The sequence below is a fragment of the Streptomyces sp. NPDC052301 genome (genome assembly GCF_044593395.1).
GTDB lineage: Bacteria > Actinomycetota > Actinomycetes > Streptomycetales > Streptomycetaceae > Streptomyces.
Genome location: NZ_JBIUBE010000005.1, coordinates 668,123 through 685,706, shown reverse-complemented (window position 1 = coordinate 685,706; position 17,584 = coordinate 668,123). Strand labels below are relative to the sequence as shown.

The following is a 17,584-nucleotide window of genomic DNA, read 5'->3' as shown; positions in this document are numbered from 1 at the left end:
GACCGGACACCCCGGGCCGTGGCGTTACGTCGGAGGGGAAGAGACCGTACTTCCTTCTACGTCACGCAACGGCGCGCGACAGGAGCCAGAGGACAATGCAGACCAAGCTGGACGAAGCCAAGGCCGAGCTGCTCGAGAGGGCCGCACGGGTAGCTGAGAACAGCCCGGTCGGGGGGCACCTACCGACCGGGACGACGAGCGAGGGCACTCCCGGCACCCCGGACAGCGAATCCGTGCTCGCGTTCCTCCAGCGTTACTACCTGCACACCGCCCCGGAAGACCTCGCCGACCGCGACCCGGTCGACGTCTTCGGCGCCGCGGTCTCGCACTACCGTCTCGCCGAGACCCGCCCGCAGGGCACCGCGAACGTCAGGGTGCACACCCCGACCGTGGAAGAGAACGGATGGACCTGCAGTCACAGCGTCGTGGAGGTCGTCACCGACGACATGCCCTTCCTGGTCGACTCGGTCACCAATGAGCTGACGCGGCAGGGACGCGGCATCCACGTCGTCGTCCACCCGCAGTTCGTCGTCCGCCGCGATCTCACCGGCAAGCTGATCGAGGTCCTGCCGATCCCGCCCGGCGGCGACCTCCCGCACGACGCGCACTTCGAGTCCTGGATCCACGTCGAGATCGACCGGGAGACGGACCGCGCCGACCTCAAGCAGATCTCCGTCGACCTGCTGCGCGTCCTGTCCGACGTCCGTGAGGCCGTCGAGGACTGGGAGAAGATGCGGGACGCGGCGGCCCGGATCGCCGACGACCTGCAGAGCGAGCCCGTCCCGGGCGACCTGGCGAAGCCCGAGGTCGACGAGGCCCGTGAGCTGCTGCGCTGGCTCGCCGACGACCACTTCACCTTCCTCGGCTTCCGCGAGTACCAGCTGCGCGACGACGACACGCTCGCCGCCGTGCCCGGCACCGGTCTCGGCATACTGCGCTCGGACCCGCACCACGCCAAGGACGACGCCCACCCGGTCAGCCCCTCCTTCGAGCGGCTCCCGGCCGACGCCCGCGCCAAGGCCCGCGAGCACAAGCTGCTCGTGCTGACCAAGGCCAACAGCCGCGCCACCGTCCACCGGCCGTCGTACCTGGACTACATCGGCGTCAAGAAGTTCGACGCGGACGGCAACGTCGTCGGTGAGCGGCGCTTCCTCGGTCTGTTCTCGTCGGCCGCGTACACCGAGTCCGTCCGTCGCGTCCCCGTCATCCGCCGCAAGGTCGACGAGGTGCTGGCTCTCGCCGGGTTCTCGCCCCACAGCCACGACGGCCGTGACCTGCTGCAGATCATGGAGACCTACCCGCGCGACGAGCTGTTCCAGACGCCCGCCGCCGAGCTGCAGTCCATCGTCACGTCCGTGCTGTACCTGCAGGAGCGCCGTCGGCTCAGGCTCTACCTGCGCCAGGACGAGTACGGGCGCTACTACTCGGCGCTGGTCTACCTCCCGCGCGACCGCTACACCACCGGTGTCCGGCTGCGGATCATCGACATCCTGAAGGAGGAGCTCGGCGGCATCAGCGTCGACTTCACCGCCTGGAACACGGAGTCGATCCTCTCCCGGCTGCACTTCGTCGTCCGGGTCCCGCAGGGCACCGAGCTGCCCGAGCTGTCCGACTCCGACAAGGAGCGCATCGAGGCCCGCCTGGTCGAGGCCGCCCGTTCCTGGGCCGACGCGTTCGCCGAGGCGCTGACCGCCGAGTGCGGCGAGGAGCGCGCGGCCGAGGTGCTGCGCCGCTACAACAACGCCTTCCCCGAGGGCTACAAGGCCGACCACACCCCGCGTGCCGCGGTCGCCGACCTGGTCCATCTGGAGCAGCTGAGCGAGGACAAGACGTTCAGCCTGAGCCTGTACGAGCCGGTGGGCGCCGGTCCCGAGGAGCGCCGGTTCAAGATCTACCAGAAGGGCGGCACCGTCTCCCTCTCGAAGGTGCTGCCGGTGCTCAGCCGCCTCGGCGTCGAGGTCACCGACGAGCGGCCGTACGAGCTGCGCTGCGTGGACCGCACGACCGCCTGGATCTACGACTTCGGTCTGCGGATGCCGAAGGCGGCCGGCGGTGACTACCTCGGCGACGACGCCCGCGAGCGCTTCCAGGAGGCCTTCGCCGCGACGTGGACCGGCAAGGCGGAGAACGACGGCTTCAACGCGCTGGTGCTGAGCGCCGGGCTGACCTGGCGGCAGGCGATGGTGCTGCGCGCCTACGCCAAGTACCTGCGGCAGGCCGGTTCGACGTTCTCGCAGGACTACATGGAGGACACCCTCCGTAACAACGTCCACACCACCCGCCTCCTCGTGTCCCTGTTCGAGGCGCGGATGTCCCCGGACCGGCAGAAGGCCGGCCTGGAACTGATCGACGCCCTCCTCGAGGAGGTCGACGCGGCGCTGGACCAGGTGGCGAGCCTGGACGAGGACCGGATCCTCAGGTCCTTCCTGACCGTCATCAAGGCGACCCTGCGCACGAACTTCTTCCAGCACGCGGTCGGCGGCAAGCCGCACGACTACGTCTCCATGAAGTTCGACCCGCAGGCCATCCCGGACCTGCCCGCGCCGCGCCCGGCGTACGAGATCTGGGTGTACTCGCCGCGGGTCGAGGGCGTGCACCTGCGCTTCGGCAAGGTCGCGCGTGGTGGCCTGCGCTGGTCCGACCGGCGTGAGGACTTCCGTACCGAGATCCTCGGCCTGGTCAAGGCGCAGATGGTGAAGAACACCGTCATCGTGCCGGTCGGCGCCAAGGGCGGCTTCGTCGCCAAGCAGCTGCCGGACCCCGGCGTGGACCGCGACGCCTGGCTGGCCGAGGGCATCGCCAGCTACAAGACGTTCATCTCGGCGCTGCTCGACATCACCGACAACATGGTCGCGGGCGAGGTCGTGCCGCCGGCCGACGTGGTCCGGCACGACGAGGACGACACCTACCTCGTCGTCGCCGCCGACAAGGGCACCGCGACCTTCTCCGACATCGCCAACGGGGTCGCCGAGCAGTACAACTTCTGGCTCGGCGACGCCTTCGCCTCCGGCGGCAGCGCGGGCTACGACCACAAGGGCATGGGCATCACCGCGCGCGGCGCCTGGGAGTCCGTCAAGCGGCACTTCCGTGAGCTGGGCGTGGACACGCAGACCGAGGACTTCACGGTCGTCGGCATCGGTGACATGTCCGGTGACGTGTTCGGCAACGGCATGCTGCTCTCCGAGCGCATCCGTCTGGTCGCGGCCTTCGACCACCGGCACATCTTCATCGACCCGACCCCGGTCGCGGAGACGTCGTACGCCGAGCGCCGCCGCCTGTTCGAGCTGCCCCGCTCCAGCTGGGCCGACTACAACACCGAGCTGCTGTCGGCGGGTGGCGGGATCTTCCCGCGCAGCGCCAAGTCGATCCCGATCAACGCCCACATCCGTGAGGCCCTGGGCATCGCCGACAAGGTCACCAAGATGACCCCGGCCGACCTGATGAAGGCGATCCTGCAGTCGCCGGTCGACCTCCTGTGGAACGGCGGCATCGGCACGTACGTGAAGTCGTCCGTCGAGTCGAACACGGACGTCGGCGACAAGGCCAACGACGCCATCCGGGTCGACGGCAATGACCTCCGGGTCAAGGTGGTCGGCGAGGGCGGCAACCTGGGCCTGACCCAGCTCGGCCGGATCGAGTTCGCCACGCACGGCGGCAAGATCAACACCGACGCGATCGACAACAGCGCCGGCGTGGACACCTCCGACCACGAGGTGAACATCAAGATCCTGCTGAACGGCCTGGTCGCGGACGGCGACATGACCGTCAAGCAGCGCAACAAGCTGCTCGCCGAGATGACCGACGAGGTCGGCGCGCTGGTCCTGCGCAACAACTACGCGCAGAACACCGCCCTGGCCAACGCCCTGTTCCAGGCCAAGGACATGCTCCACGCCCAGCAGCGCTTCCTGCGCCACCTGGTGCGCGAGGGCCACCTGGACCGGGCGCTGGAGTTCCTGCCCACCGACCGCCAGATCCGCGAGCGCCTCGGCCAGGGGCACGGCCTGACCAGCCCGGAGACCGCCGTCGTCCTGGCGTACACGAAGATCACGGTCGCCGAGGAGCTGCTGGCCACCTCCCTGCCGGACGACCCGTACCTGCGCGGCCTGCTGCACGCCTACTTCCCGACGGCGCTGCGCGAGCGGTTCGCCGACGCGATCGACAGCCACCCGCTGCGCCGCGAGATCACCACGACGGTGCTGGTCAACGACACGGTGAACACGGGCGGTACGACGTATCTGCACCGGCTGCGCGAGGAGACCGGCGCCTCCCTGGAGGAGATCGTCCGGGCGCAGACCGCGGCCCGCGCGATCTTCCGCTCGGCGCCGGTGTGGGACGCGGTGGAGGCACTGGACAACCGGGTCGACGCGGACGTCCAGACCCGGATCCGGCTGCACTCCCGCCGGCTCGTCGAGCGCGGCACCCGCTGGCTGCTGAACAACCGGCCGCAGCCGCTCCAGCTCGCGGAGACGGTCGAGTTCTTCGCCGAGCGGGTCGAGCGGGTCTGGCAGGAGCTGCCGAAGCTGCTCAAGGGCACGGACCTGGAGTGGTACCAGCACGTGTACGACGAGCTGTCCGAGGCCGGCGTCCCGGACGAGGTCGCCACCCGCGTGGCCGGGTTCTCCTCCGCCTTCCCGGCGCTCGACATCGTGTCGGTGGCCGACCGTACCGGCAAGGAGCCGCTGGACGTCGCCGAGGTGTACTACGACCTCGCCGACCGGCTCGACATCACGCAGCTGATGGACCGCATCAGCGAGCTGCCCCGCAACGACCGTTGGCAGTCCATGGCCCGCGCCTCCATCCGCGAGGACCTGTACGCGGCCCACGCGGCGCTCACCGCGGACATCCTCTCGGTCGGCAACGGCACCTCGACGCCGGAGCAGCGGTTCAAGGCGTGGGAGCAGAAGAACGCCCCCATCCTGAGCCGGGCGCGCACCACCCTGGAGGAGATCCGCAGCTCGGACTCCTTCGACCTCGCCAACCTGTCGGTGGCGATGCGGACGATGCGGACGCTGCTGCGCACGCACTCGTAGCCGTACGACGGTGAGAACGCCCCGGGCCGACGTGGGATCGGCCCGGGGCGTTCCGTTTCTTGCCGGTCCTTAGCGAAAAACGTGCGGCGAATTTACCGTTTCCTGCTTATCGGTGTGTTTCGGATAGGGTCTGCGGTGTGACAGTGAACCTCACCGAGACCCGTCCGGCGGCGCCCCTCGCGCCGACTCCGGCCCGGCCGGTCACGCGCGTCGTGCTGGAGGTCGTGAAATTCGGGATCGTCGGCGGCAGCGGTGTCCTGGTCAATTTCCTGGTCTTCAACCTGTTGCTGCACGGCCTGCGTTGGCAGGCGATGACCGCGACCGTCCTGGCCAGCTGTATCGCGATGGCGACCAATTACCTCGGCTTCCGCTATTTCGCCTATCGCGACCGCGCCTCGCGCACCCGCAGCCAGATCATCCTGTTCTTCGTCTTCAGCGGCCTCGGTGTCGTCATGGAAATCGGCCTGTTCTGGGTCGGCTACCACGGTCTCGGTCTGCACAGCGTGCTGGAATCGAACATGGCGAAAGCGCTGTCGATCGTGCTCGCCTCCGCGTTCCGATTCCTCGTCTACCGCACCTGGGTGTTCCAGCAGGATGCACGCCACCTCTGACATCGAACGGGTGAGCCGCCCGGCACCGCCGACCGCTGCCGCGCGGGCCGGCCGGGCCCTGCCGCAGGCCGCCGCCGCGCTCGTCCTCGTCCTGCTCCTCCTGGTCGTCGTCCGGCTGCCCTGGGCGGGCGACCTCGGTATGCACGCGGCCACGATCCAGCGGCTGCGGCACAGCCTGCTGGATCCCGGCAACCCGCTGGTCGACACGGACACGCCGAGCCCGTACTACTCGCCGTGGATGCTGGTGCTGGGCTGCGTCGCCAGGCTGACCGGTCTGTCGGTGTTCGTCGTGCTGCGGATCGGCGCGCTGGTCGGGCTCGGGCTGCTGGTCACCGGGGTGTGGCGGTACGTGCGCACGCTGAGCGCCCACCGTGCGGCACCGGCGCTGGCGCTGCTGAGCCTGCTCCTCCTGTGGGGGCCGACGCTGTTCAACTGGAGCGGCTTCCTGGGCCTGAACTCCCTGGCGCTGACGGTGTCGTACCCGAGCGTCCTCGCGCTCGGGCTCGCCTTCCACTTCTGGGCGTGGCTGACGCGGGCGCTGCGCGGGGAGGCCGCGTGGGGGGTGTGGCTGGGGCTCGGGGTGCTGTGGGCGCTGATCCTGCTGTGTCACCAGTTCACGGGGGTCGTGGCGTCGCTGGGCGGGCTGGCCGCGGTGATCGCCGTGCGGCCGGGCCGGGCGGGGCTGGTGCGGCTCGGTGCCGGGCTGGGGCTCGGGGCGGTGCTGCTGTGGCTGTGGCCGTACTACGACTTCTTCTCGCTGTTCTCCGCGGGCGCGGATCTGGAGGCGATCCACCGGCCGCTGTACGAGGACCTCGCCGGGCGGTTCGGGCTGGTGCTGCTGGGGGTGGCGGCGCTGGTGCTGCGGTGGCGGCGGGACCGCCGGGATCCTCTGGTGCTGTTCTTCGCGCTCGGTGCGGTGGTGTTCGCGGCGGGCGGCCTGAGCGGGCACTACTCCTGGGGCCGGGCCCTGCCCGCCGCGCTGATCCCGGCCCAGCTCGCCGCCGCGCTGGAGGTCGTGTCGGCCGGGCGGCGGGCGGTGCGGGGCGCGTGGGCGTGCGTGCTGGGCGCCGCGCTGGCCGTGGGGGCGTGGACGCAGGTCGGGACGCTCGGGTACGTGGCCGGGCGGGACGCGCTGCCGGGGGCGGTGGCGGCGAAGTACCGGACGCCGTGGGTCGGTTACCAGTGGATCACGCCGTGGGTGAAGTACGGGGACGTGGTGATGGCGCGGACGTTCCCGGCGCGGCAGATTCCGGCGTACGGGCCGTACACGGTGGCGCCGGGATACCCGGACGTGTTCCTGCCGGACGCGCCGCGGAGAGAGGCCGCGGTGACGCGGTACTTCGCGGCGGGGACGCCTTCCGACGAGCGGCGGGGGATCCTGCGGGAGTACGGGGCGCGGTGGGTCGTGGGACCGGGGGGTTTGGCCGGCCCCGGCCTGCGGAAGGTGACCGCCGGTCCGGGCGGGCAGGTCCTGTACCGAGTGGTGCCCTGAGCTGCCGGGGGCCGCGGCGGGGGTCGCCCACCCGCGCCGACAGGGTGCCTCTCCCGGAGGGGGCACCCCCAGCGCCCACCCGTGCCGCCCCAGCGGCACGACTGCCCGCGCGGGGCACCGTACGACCCGCCGCAGCGGACCCGCGTACGCCCCCTCACCTGCGGCTCGACGACGCCCGGGCGCGCCCCCTCACCTCAGCAGACTCGCCGCCAGCTTCGCCGCCCTGCGGACCCGGGGGCGGGCGATCTTCTTGATCGCCGGGCGGATCACCCGTGCCGTCACGCCCACCGGGCGCCAGCGGATCTGGAGGCGGCCGGGGTTGCGGTTCTCCGGCTCGATGGTGACCTCGTGCGGGGTCGCGCCGGAGTGGTAGTCGATGCGGGCCGTGGCCCTGGGGAAGTCGAGGGGGGCCAGCAGCAGGCCGGAGTTCGACAGGCCCTGCTGGTTCAGGCGGACCAGGGGGTGACGGATCCCCTGGAAGCCCTGGAGGGGGATCGAGGCGGCGGCGAGATCCAGGCGGACGGTGCCCTCGAAGACTCCGGGGCGGACCGGGTCCAGGCGGAAGGGGACCGTCATCCGGCGGCCGCCGGGGGCCAGCAGCAGGCCGGCGCGCTGAGGGCCGACCGGAAGGCGCAGACCGGGGTCGTACGTGCGGATCGCCAGGGTCACACAGGCCCCGCTCCCGCGGGTCAGCTCGGTGATCTCGTGGCGGAACTGGGCGGTCGGGAACGGGCGCGTGTCCAGCTCCAGGTCGGACAGGTCCAGTTCGCGGCGTCCCCGCTCGGAGTCGGGGACGCTGTCGCCCCAGTACGGCACCCCCGCCTCGTCGGTCGTGACCTCGCGGGGTGCCACCCCCTGCCCCAGTCCGCGCGCCGCCAGCCGGGTGTCGGCCAGGCGGCCCGCCCGCAGCAGCTCCAGCACCACCCGCTCCGCACGCGGCAGCCGGGCGTACGCACCGGGGGACAGGGTCTCCAGGTACGGGTTCATGATCTCGGCGAAGGACTCCAGCCACTCGGTGTCCCGGTACGGCAGGTCGCCCGCGTACATGCGGAAGTCGTGCTTGAGGAACTTGAAGTCCTTGTCCTCCCGCAGCCCCGCGTGCCCGCTCTCCACCAGGAAGTCGTCGATCAGGCGCTGGACATGGACCCGGTCGCGGACGTTCGTGACCTTGTGCCGCTGGTTGGAGATGGACGCCGAGTCCGCCGCGGCGAACGGGTCGATGTACCAGGTGTACACCGGCTCCGGGACGATCGTGAACGCCTTCGCCAGGCAGTACGCCCGTGCCGAGAACAACTGGTCCTCGTAGTGGATGCCCTCGGGGAAGCGGAGGTCGTGGCGGTCCAGGAAGGAGCGGGCGTACATCTTGCTCGTGGACAGGTGCTCGAAGAGCAGACGCGGGTCCGCCTCGATGCCTTCCACCGTGCGGCGCTCCGTGACCAGGTGCGGCATCCACGTCGTACGGTGGCCGTTGTCCACACGGACCCGCCGTACCGCGCCCATGGTGAAGTCCACCGCGCGCTCCCGGTGGGCGGCGAGCAGCGACTCGACCGCGCGGGGCGGGAGTTCGTCGTCGCTGTCGAGGAACATCAGGTACGGCGCCCGGGCGATCTCGATGGCCCGGTTGCGCGGGGCGCTGCAGCCGCCGCTGTTCTCCGGCAGGCGGAGGTAGCGGATCCGGTCGTCCTGCGCCTCCAACCGGCGCGCCACCGTGGGCGTCTCGTCCGTGGAGTGGTCGTCGCTGATGATGATCTCGATGTTCGCGTGCGTCTGCGCGCGCAGGGACGCGACCGCCCGGGGGAGGCGGGCGGCGTCGTTGAAGACGATGACCGTCACCGTCACGTCGGGGGTGGTCATGCCGAGGCCTCCTCGGGGGTCGGGGCGGGGGTGCGTTCCTCGAGCGGGATCACCGGGGGCAGAGACTCCTCCGGCTCGCCCAGGAACACCCGTCGTACGACCCGCTCGGCGGCGCGTCCGTCGTCGTACTCGCAGAACCGGCGGCGGAACGCGGCCCGGGCCTTCACCGCGCTCTCGTCGCGCCAGGCGCCGGAGGCGAAGATCTCTGCCAGCTCCTCCTGGGTGCGCGCGACCCGGCCGGGGTGTTCCGCCATCAGGTCGAAGTAGACGCCCCGGGTGGTCCGGTACGTCTCCCAGTCGTCGGCGTAGACGACGATCGGGCGGTCCAGGTTGGCGTAGTCGAACATGATCGACGAGTAGTCCGTGACCAGCGCGTCGGCGGCCAGGCACAGCTCCTCCACGGGGTCGTAGGAGGAGACGTCGATGATCCGGCCGGAGCGGCGCAGACCGGTCAGCGGCGAGGCCGCGCCGCCGTAGAAGTAGTGGGCGCGGACGAGGAGGACCGTGTCCTCGCCGAGGCGGTCGGCGAAGGCGGCCAGGTCGAGGCGCGGGGTGAAGCCCGCCTCGTAGTCGCGGTGGGTGGGGGCGTACAGGACAGCCCTCCTGCCCGGGGCGATGCCGAGGCGCGCGCGGGCGGCGCGGACGTCGGCGGCCGTGGCGGTGTAGAAGACGTCGTTGCGCGGGTAGCCGTGGTCCAGGGAGGTGTAGCGGGCCGGGTAGGCGCGCTCCCACATGCGGGTCGAGTGGCTGTTGGCGCTGACGCTGTAGTCCCACTTGTCGATGCGGCCCAACAGGGCGGCGAAGTCCAGGCCCTTGGCGGCGGCCGGGTGCTCCATCTGGTCCAGGCCCATGCGCTTGAGCGGGGTGCCGTGATGGGTCTGCAGATGGACCGCGTCGGGCCGCTTGACCACCGCGTTAGGGAAGTTGACGTTGTTGACCAGGTACTTGGCGGTGGCCAGGGTCTCCCAGTAGCGACGGGTGCCGGGGACCACGTGGTCCGTGCCGGGCGGCAGCAGGGCCGCGTTCTCCTTCGACACCACCCACACCCGGCGGATGTGCGGGGCGAGTTCGGCGAGCTTCGCGGCGATCGCGGCCGGGTTGCAGGACACACCGCGCTCCCAGTAGGCCGCGAACACGGCCAGGTCGGGGTCGACCGGGCGGTTCAGGGCACGGCGGTACTGCTGGTCGCGGAGCTTGGCGCCGACCTGGCGCTTACGGGTCCGTACGGTCTTCTTGGCGGCGCGGCGGGCGCGGTTGGCGGCCTGGAACGCGCGGTACTTGGTGTACGCGCCCTCCTCCAGCAGCGCGTGCCGCACGCCCTCGACGCCTGCCGGGCGTTCGTGGTTCTCGGGGCGCCAGCGGACGGCCGCGAGGGAGGCGCGGCGGAAGAACTCGCGGGCCACCGCGTCGGGCAGGTTCTCACCGGCGAAGGTGCGCACCAGGTCGCGCATCATCAGGTCGTACAGCACCGCGCGGGCGGCGCGGCGGTCTCGGGTGAGCGGCAGCAGCGACTCGTAGCGCTCGATGAGGGCGAACCGGTCCTCGGGGGCGAGCGGCGGCAGGCTCTCGGGGCGCAGTTCACGGTTGTCGTACGCCGCCTGGTTCAGGCAGGCGACCCGGCCGGCGTGCAGCAGGGCCGTGTGTGCGGCGCGCCGCTCGTCGTCGGTGGTGAACTGCGGCTCGTGCGCCCGCCAGTACGCGGCGCGCAGGGCGCGGTTGCCGAGCAGCGGGGTGAGACGCAGCAGGTCGGCGGCCTCGTCGAGGGGGAGGCTGTCGCGGCCGACGGCGGCGAGGAAGCGGCCGTCTCGGGAGGGGGTGGCGGCGGTCTGCCACGTGGTGGTGACGTGGTCGAACAGCAGTACGTCGACCGGGGTGCCGGTGGCGTCCAGTTCGGCGGTCCGCTCGGCGACCAGGCGGGACGCGCCGGCCGGCAGGCCGTCCTTGGCGTGCACGAAGTGCAGCCAGCGGCCGGACGCGCGGGCGGCACCGGCGGCCCGGGCCGCCGCGTCACCGGTGCCCTCGGGCAGCGGGACGACGACCGTCTCGGGGGCATGGCCCTCGGCCGTCTCCCGGGCCCAGTCGCCGACCGCGGCGACGATCACCTCGGCGTCCGGCAGGGGGCGGGCCTCCAAGGAGTCCAACAGTTCTGTCAGGTGCCCCTGTGCGTTCGGTCCGTAGACGATGACGCTGAGTTGGGGCATCGCAGTGGACTCCTTCGGTACGGTGGCTCGGTCGACCCTTCATAACATACTGTCACTAAGCGGATGAAAGGGATAACCGTGGCGAGGGTGAGAGCCGGCTCAGGCAGGAAGACGGCGTTCCGCGTCCCCGGGTTTCTGTTCCGGTAACTTTCACGCCGCCTTCTTGGTCACGCTGCCTTTTGCGCCGTCTTTCCCTTCAGGCCGCCGGACCGGTCACGCCGCCTTCTTGGCGGCCGGCTTCTTCGCCGTCTTGTCGCTCTTGTCGCCGGTGAAGGCCTCGTACTCCTTCATGACCTCCTCCGTCGGCCCGTCCATGCGCAGCTCGCCGCGCTCCAGCCACAGGACCCGCTCGCAGGTGTCGCGGATCGACTTGTTGTTGTGGCTGACCAGGAACACCGTGCCCGCGCGCTCGCGCAGCTCGCGGATCCGCTGCTCGGAGCGCACCTGGAACTTGCGGTCACCGGTGGCCAGGGCCTCGTCGATCAGCAGGACGTCGTGGTCCTTGGCGGCGGCGATGGAGAACCGGAGCCGGGCCGCCATGCCGGAGGAGTAGGTGCGCATCGGAAGGGTGATGAAGTCGCCCTTCTCGTTGATCCCGGAGAACTCGACGATGTCCTGATACCGCTCCTTGACCTGCTCCCGGGACATGCCCATGGCGAGCCCGCCGAGATGGACGTTGCGTTCGCCGGTGAGGTCGTTCATCAGGGCCGCGTTGACGCCCAGCAGGGAGGGCTGGCCGTCGGTGTAGATGTGGCCGTTCTCCACCGGGAGCAGCCCGGCGACCGCCTTGAGCAGGGTGGACTTGCCGGATCCGTTGGTGCCGATCAGGCCGACGGCCTCGCCCTTGTAGGTGACGAACGACACCTTCTTCACCGCGTGGACCCGGCGCACGCCCGCCGCCTTCTCGGTCTGCTTGCGGCGCATGATGCGGTTGAGGGCGGCGGTGGCGGTGCCGCGGCCCGCGCCGGTGCCGTTGACGCGGTAGACGATGTCGACGCTGTCGGCGATGACGGTGGGGATCTTCGCTTCGGTGTGCTCAGCCACGGCCGTACGTCTCCTCAGCCTTCCAGAAGTAGATGAAGCCGCCGATGCCCGCGGCCAGGGCCCAGCCGGTGGCCGCCACCCACACGTGCGGGGGCAGCTGCGAGCCGTGGAAGCTGTGGATCAGCGCGTACCGCATGAGGTCGATGTAGACCGCGGCCGGGTTGGTCTCCAGCAGCACCGTGACGATGTGCGGCAGGTGGTCCTTCTTGGTGAGCTTGCTGATGCTCCACATCACGCCGGACACGTACATCCAGGTGCGCAGCACGAACGGCATCAGCTGGGCGATGTCCGGGGTCTTGGCGCCCCACCGGGCCATGATCATCGAAACGCCCGCGTTGAAGACGGACTGCAGGACCAGCGCGGGGATCGCGAGCAGCCAGCGCGGGGTGATCGGGATGCCGAAGGACAGGATGATCACGACGAGCGCGGTCATCGAGAACAGCAGCTGCTGGAGCTGCTGGAGGCAGAAGGAGATCGGCAGGGAGGCGCGCGGGAAGTGCAGGGCGCGGACCAGGCCGAGGTTGCCGGAGATCGCGCGGGTGCCCGCCATGATCGAGCTCTGCGTGAACGTCCAGATGAACACGCCCGTCACCAGGAACGGGATGTAGTCCGGCACGCCCTTGCTGGTGCCGAGCAGCACGCCGAAGATGAAGTAGTAGACCGCCGCGTTCAGCAGCGGGTTCATGACCTGCCAGATCTGGCCGAGCTTCGCCTGGCTGTACTGCGCGGTGAGCTTGGCGGTGGCGAAGGCGGTGATGAAGTGGCGCCGGGCCCACAGCTGGCGGACGTACTCCGGCAGGGAGGGGCGGGCGCCGCTGACCGTGAGGCCGTGCCGGGCGGCGAGTGCCGTGAGGTCATCGTCGGCGGGCGCCTGGGTCGGGGGCGGTGTGTGGAGGACCTGGCTCACATCCGCTGCTTTCGCTCGGGGGAGGGGGGTGCGTCCGGCTGCGCCGGTCTGTGTCGCCGTCCGGCGTTTCCTTACGTTTCTCTTCACGTTCTCTTACGTCGGGACGGGACCGTATCGTCGCAACGTGAGCGTAGAACCAACCGACGTCGGAACGCAACCGTTTCGTCGTAACGCCCTATGCTGTGCGACATGACGACGAACGCCGACGAGGCCCCGAAGCGTCCGCGCCGCCGGTCCCCCGCCGGGGCCGCCGTGCTCCGGGAGGACGTGACCGAGGCCATCCGGGCGGCCGTCTTCGAGGAGCTGGCGGCGGTCGGGTACGCGCGCATGTCCATCGAGGGGATCGCGCGGCGGGCGGGGGTCGGCAAGACGGCGGTGTACCGGCGCTGGCGTTCCAAGCTGCACCTGGTGCTGGACGTGGTCTCCGCGATGGCGGTGCTGGGATTCCCCGTCCCGGACACGGGCTCTCTGGAGGGCGACCTGCGCCTGCTGTACGAGGTCACCTCCCGTGCGCTGCGCCACCCGGTCGCCTCGCAGATCATCCCCGACCTCCAGGCGGAGGCGGCCCGCAACCCCGACCTCGCGGAGGCCTTCCAGAAGGCGCTGCGGGACGGTCAGGAGGGTGTGGCCAGCAAGATCGTGGCGGCCGCGGAGGAGAGGGGGGAGGTGCGGGCCGGTGTGGACGCCGACCTGGCGCTGGACCTGATCTCCGGGCCGCTGTACTGGAGGGCGGTGGTGATCCGCTCCCCGAAGCTGCCGAAGGGGTACCTGGAGAAGCTGGCCCGGGCCACGGCGGGGGCGCTCAAGGCGTTGTGAGGCCGGACAGCCGCTCCGCCAGGGCCCTCAGCTCCGGCGCCCGCAGCACCCGCCCGCCGAACCCCGGCAGCGGCACGTGCAGGGGCTCCAGCCAGCGTCGCGGGATCGCGCCGGCCCCGTACACCGCGCCCGCCAGCGCCCCGGTGACCGCCGCCACCGTGTCCGTGTCGCCGCCCAGGTCTATCGCCGCGCGCACCGCCTCCTCGTACGACGCCGTGGTCCGCAGAGCCCACACCGCCGAGCCGAGACAGGGCCACACCGCGCCGTTGAACTCCGTGGCCAGGTCGGGGTGCCAGTCCGGGGCGAGGACGACGGCGTACCGGTCGCGGTGGCCGGGGCGGAGGGCGGCCAGGGTCTCCGGCACGGCCGTGAGCGGGTCCTCTCCGAACAGGGCGAGACGGATCAGCTCGTGCACAACCGCCGTGCCCTCCCAGGCCGCGGGGTCGCCGTGGGTGAGCGCGGAGAGGCGGCGGGCGGCGTCCAGGGTGGCCTCGCGGCCGGAGCGGGCGAAGTGCACCGCCGAGGGTGCTGCCCGCATCAGGGCGCCGTTTCCGGCCGCCCGCTGGTTCGTCTCGAAGTGCCGGGCCGCCGCGGTGTCCCACGGGTCGCCGCCGGTCAGGACCGCTTCCGTCTGGAGGCCGACGTCCTTGGGGTCGGACGCCGCCCAGCGCCGGAAGCGGCGGAAGACGTCCGGCAGGTCCAGGCCGCCGCGCTCCAGCAGTGACTCCCCGGTGAGCACCGCCAGCTGCGTGTCGTCGGTCGCCTCGCCCGGGTCCCAGCCCCCGCCGCCGCACATCTCGCCGCCGTGTCCGGGGCGCGGGAAGCGAGCGGAGAAGGCGCCCTCGGGGCCGAACTCGAACGGCGCGCCCAGGGCGTCGCCGACGGCCGATCCGACCACGGCGCCCACGGCGCGTTCCACGAGCAGGGCATCGGCCGGGCCGGTCACCCGCACAGCCTACGACCGCGCCGCCTCCGGGTGGAGCCGGACCCAGCCCTCCCACGCCGAGGTGATCATGTCCTGCACGTCGTACTTGGCCTGCCAGCCCAGTTCCGTGCCGATGCGGTCGGCGGAGGCCACCACGCGCGCGGGGTCCCCGGGGCGGCGCGGGGTGACGGTCGGGGGACGGTCGTAACCGGTGACCGCGTTGATGCGGTCGATCATCTCGCGGACGGACACGCCCTCGCCGCGGCCGATGTTGAAGGTGAGGTCGGCGCCGGGGGAGGAGCGCAGGGCGCGGGCCACCGTCACATGCGCCTCGGCCAGGTCGACCACGTGGATGTAGTCGCGGACACAGGTGCCGTCGGGGGTGGGGTAGTCGTCGCCGAAGACGCGCGGCGGCGCGCCCTCGGTGAGCTTCTCGAAGACCATCGGGATCAGGTTGAACACGCCGGTGTCGGCGAGTTCGGGGGTGGCGGCGCCCGCCACGTTGAAGTAGCGCAGGGAGGCGGTCGCGAGACCGGTCGCGCGGCCGGTGGCCCGCACCAGCCATTCGCCGGCCAGCTTCGTCTCGCCGTAGGGGGACAGGGGGCGGCAGGGGGTCTCCTCCGTGACCAGATCCACGTCCGGCATGCCGTAGACCGCCGCCGAGGAGGAGAGGAGGAAGGACGGGATCCGCGCCGCCGTCACGGCCTCCAGGAGGACGCGCAGGCCCTCCACGTTCTCCCGGTAGTAGTGCAGCGGGCGGTCCACCGACTCGCCCACCTGCTTCTTCGCAGCCAGATGCACGACCCCGGTGACGGCGTGCTCGGCGAGGACGCGGGCCACCCGGTCCGCGTCCAGGACGGAGCCGCGCACCAGCGGGACCTCCGCCGGCACGCGCTCGGCGACGCCCGTGGACAGGTCGTCGTAGACGACCGTGCGCTCGCCCGCCTCGGTCATCGCGCGTACGACGTGCGCCCCGATGTAGCCGGCGCCGCCGGTGATCAGCCAGGTCATGGGCCGTCCCCTCATCCTGTGGCCTGTCGCGGCCGGTCGGTCTCAGTGAAGCAGGCGGCGGAGCCTGCCGCGGGCCACCTGCCAGACCCCGCGCACCCCCGTCGCCACGCGCAGCGCCAGCGTGCCGGAATGCGTGGCGTACGGCTGCACCAGGAGCACGCCGTACCGGGCGCTCGGCACGGCGCGTCGGCGCAGTCGGCCGGCGCCCGTCAGAGCGTGCGCCGTGACATCGCGCTGTGCGCCGTCCGAGAAGCGCACGGTCAGGCGCAGGTCCCAGGTGCCCGATCCGAGCGCCGCCAGGTCGACGGGCAGCTCGGCCGACCAGGTGTCCGGGCCGGACGGGGTGAGGGCGGTCGTCGCGCGCCACGCCGTGCGGTCGTCGTCGCGGGCGTGCCACGCGACGTCCACCTCGCACGGACCCGCCTCGGCCACCCTGCCGTAGAGCTCGTGCAGCCTGAGGTGCAGCCGTGCGGCACGCGCGCGCGGGGACAGTTCCGCGTCCACCGCGAGCGGCAGCAGCGGTACGGGGTGGGTGAGCAGCGGGATCAGCGTGACCCGGGGCAGGTCCGTGGACCAGACGGGGACGCCGTCGGGCGTGCGGGCGTACGGCGGCAGCAGCCGCGCCGGCCGGGCGGCGAGCTCGCGCAGCCGGGGCAGGTCACGGGGCTCGGGCGACTCCAGCACGACCCGCCCGAGCAGCCGGCCGGGCGCGGCCGGGTTCAGCTCCCAGTCGGCGGCGTCGTAGCGCGCGAGGTACTCCTGGGTCCGCGCCCACCACGCGCGCCGGTACTCCACGTCACGCAACCCGAGCTCGCGCGCGTACATGCGCACCTCGTGGTCGAGGAACTTGGCCCGCGCCGCCCGCGCCAGCTCCTTCTGCCCGCCGCCGAGCAGGATGTCGTACGCCAGCGCGCAGGCCTCGACCCGCGCCTTCCAGTTGCCGATGCGCTCCCGGTCCAGCGACAGTGACAGCTGCTCGGCCGACCGGCGCACGTGCCAGACGTAGACCCTGTCCGGGACGAGCGCGATCCGCGGGCTCGCGGCCAGCACGCGCGCGGTGAAGACGATGTCCTCGTAGAGGAAGCGGCCCTCGGGGAAGCGGATGCCGTGCTCGCGCAGGAAGTCGGTGCGGTACAGCTTGTTGACGCACAGGGTGTCGTGGACCAGGCGGGGGCGCTGGGAGGGGTGTGTGAGGACGGTGTGCGCCGTGTAGAGGGACGCCTGCCAGGGCTGGTCGCGCCCGGCGGGCAGCTCCCGGCGCACGCACAGGCCGCTCGCCACCTCCGCCCGCGCCTGCGCCGCCGCCGTCAGCAGCGCGTCCACCGCGCCGGGCGGCAGCACGTCGTCGCTGTCCAGGAACATCACGTAAGGCGCCGTCACCGCGTCGATCCCGGTGTTGCGCGGGCTGCCGCAGCCGCCGCTGTTCGTGGCCCGGCGCACCACTCGCAGCCGGGGCTCGTCGGCGGCCAGCCGCTCCAGCAGCTCGGCGCTGCCGTCCGTGGAGCAGTCGTCCACGGCGACGACCTCGGCCACCGCGTCCCCCTGGGCGAGGGCCGAGCGCACCGCGTCGCCCACGTGGGCGCGGTCGTCGTAGCCGATGACGACCACAGCGACCTGCGCCGCGCACGCGGGCTCGGCGGGGTCGTGCGGGTCTGGCAGATCTCGGTGCATGACGTCCACAGGCCGGGAGCGT

The 17,584-nt window shown here is 71.7% G+C and carries 11 protein-coding genes; 4 read left to right on the top strand and 7 right to left on the bottom strand.

What is annotated here, in order from left to right; genetic code table 11:
- Positions 1–95: 95 nt before the first annotated feature.
- The 3 genes from ACIHEJ_RS17590 (at position 96) to ACIHEJ_RS17580 (ending at position 7,133) form a co-directional block, all read left to right on the top strand.
- The gene (locus ACIHEJ_RS17590) at positions 96–5,030 is read left to right on the top strand and encodes an NAD-glutamate dehydrogenase (RefSeq protein ID WP_400136048.1); all 4,935 of its coding nucleotides are present in this window, start codon (positions 96–98) and stop codon (positions 5,028–5,030) included.
- A gap of 143 nt (positions 5,031–5,173) precedes the next feature.
- The gene (locus ACIHEJ_RS17585) at positions 5,174–5,641 is read left to right on the top strand and encodes a GtrA family protein (RefSeq protein ID WP_400136045.1); all 468 of its coding nucleotides are present in this window, start codon (positions 5,174–5,176) and stop codon (positions 5,639–5,641) included.
- Positions 5,625–7,133 carry a hypothetical protein gene (locus ACIHEJ_RS17580; RefSeq protein ID WP_400136042.1) on the top strand — a complete coding sequence of 503 codons (1,509 nt, stop codon included), beginning with the start codon at positions 5,625–5,627 and terminating at the stop codon, positions 7,131–7,133. Before ACIHEJ_RS17585 ends, ACIHEJ_RS17580 begins: the two co-directional genes overlap by 17 nt.
- 189 nt (positions 7,134–7,322) lie before the next feature.
- Here the strand turns inward: ACIHEJ_RS17580 and ACIHEJ_RS17575 are convergent, their stop codons facing one another.
- The 4 genes from ACIHEJ_RS17575 to ACIHEJ_RS17560 form a co-directional block, all read right to left on the bottom strand.
- The gene (locus ACIHEJ_RS17575) at positions 7,323–8,987 is read right to left on the bottom strand and encodes a glycosyltransferase family 2 protein (RefSeq protein ID WP_400136040.1); all 1,665 of its coding nucleotides are present in this window, start codon (positions 8,985–8,987) and stop codon (positions 7,323–7,325) included.
- On the bottom strand, positions 8,984–11,188 hold the full coding sequence (locus tag ACIHEJ_RS17570) for a CDP-glycerol glycerophosphotransferase family protein (protein ID WP_400136037.1): 2,205 nt from the start codon (positions 11,186–11,188) through the stop codon (positions 8,984–8,986). Before ACIHEJ_RS17570 ends, ACIHEJ_RS17575 begins: the two co-directional genes overlap by 4 nt.
- A gap of 213 nt (positions 11,189–11,401) precedes the next feature.
- Entirely contained in the window at positions 11,402–12,232 is an 831-nt protein-coding gene (locus ACIHEJ_RS17565; protein ID WP_400136035.1) for an ABC transporter ATP-binding protein, read from the bottom strand.
- Positions 12,225–13,139, bottom strand: coding sequence for an ABC transporter permease (locus tag ACIHEJ_RS17560; protein WP_400136032.1), 915 nt, complete (start codon positions 13,137–13,139; stop codon positions 12,225–12,227). Before ACIHEJ_RS17560 ends, ACIHEJ_RS17565 begins: the two co-directional genes overlap by 8 nt.
- Before the next feature lie 189 nt (positions 13,140–13,328).
- Between ACIHEJ_RS17560 and ACIHEJ_RS17555 the strand changes: the two genes are divergently transcribed.
- On the top strand, positions 13,329–13,955 hold the full coding sequence (locus ACIHEJ_RS17555) for a TetR/AcrR family transcriptional regulator (RefSeq protein WP_400136029.1): 627 nt from the start codon (positions 13,329–13,331) through the stop codon (positions 13,953–13,955).
- On the opposite strand, the gene ACIHEJ_RS17550 is transcribed toward ACIHEJ_RS17555, so the two are convergent.
- The 3 genes from ACIHEJ_RS17550 to ACIHEJ_RS17540 are packed head-to-tail and all read right to left on the bottom strand — an operon-like array spanning position 13,942 to position 17,562.
- Positions 13,942–14,901, bottom strand: coding sequence for an ADP-ribosylglycohydrolase family protein (locus ACIHEJ_RS17550; RefSeq protein WP_400136026.1), 960 nt, complete (start codon positions 14,899–14,901; stop codon positions 13,942–13,944). The two genes, ACIHEJ_RS17555 and ACIHEJ_RS17550, sit on opposite strands and share 14 nt — an antisense overlap.
- Positions 14,902–14,910: 9 nt before the next feature.
- Positions 14,911–15,891 (bottom strand): UDP-glucose 4-epimerase GalE, encoded by a 981-nt coding sequence (gene galE / locus ACIHEJ_RS17545; protein WP_400136024.1) that lies wholly within the window; start codon positions 15,889–15,891, stop codon positions 14,911–14,913.
- 42 nt (positions 15,892–15,933) lie between these two features.
- Positions 15,934–17,562: a glycosyltransferase gene (locus tag ACIHEJ_RS17540; RefSeq protein ID WP_400136147.1), complete on the bottom strand. Its 1,629-nt coding sequence runs from the start codon at positions 17,560–17,562 to the stop codon at positions 15,934–15,936.
- Positions 17,563–17,584: the final 22 nt, after the last annotated feature.

What these genes read in the sequence shown, in the direction of transcription:
- ACIHEJ_RS17590 (WP_400136048.1), top strand. Translation starts at nt 96, where the DNA reads ATGCAGACCAAGCTGGACGAAGCCAAGGCCGAGCTGCTCGAGAGGGCC.
- ACIHEJ_RS17580 (WP_400136042.1), top strand. Translation starts at nt 5,625, where the DNA reads ATGCACGCCACCTCTGACATCGAACGGGTGAGCCGCCCGGCACCGCCG.
- ACIHEJ_RS17575 (WP_400136040.1), bottom strand. Translation starts at nt 8,987, where the DNA reads ATGACCACCCCCGACGTGACGGTGACGGTCATCGTCTTCAACGACGCC.
- ACIHEJ_RS17570 (WP_400136037.1), bottom strand. Translation starts at nt 11,188, where the DNA reads ATGCCCCAACTCAGCGTCATCGTCTACGGACCGAACGCACAGGGGCAC.
- ACIHEJ_RS17555 (WP_400136029.1), top strand. Translation starts at nt 13,329, where the DNA reads ATGACGACGAACGCCGACGAGGCCCCGAAGCGTCCGCGCCGCCGGTCC.
- galE (WP_400136024.1), bottom strand. Translation starts at nt 15,891, where the DNA reads ATGACCTGGCTGATCACCGGCGGCGCCGGCTACATCGGGGCGCACGTC.
- ACIHEJ_RS17540 (WP_400136147.1), bottom strand. Translation starts at nt 17,562, where the DNA reads ATGCACCGAGATCTGCCAGACCCGCACGACCCCGCCGAGCCCGCGTGC.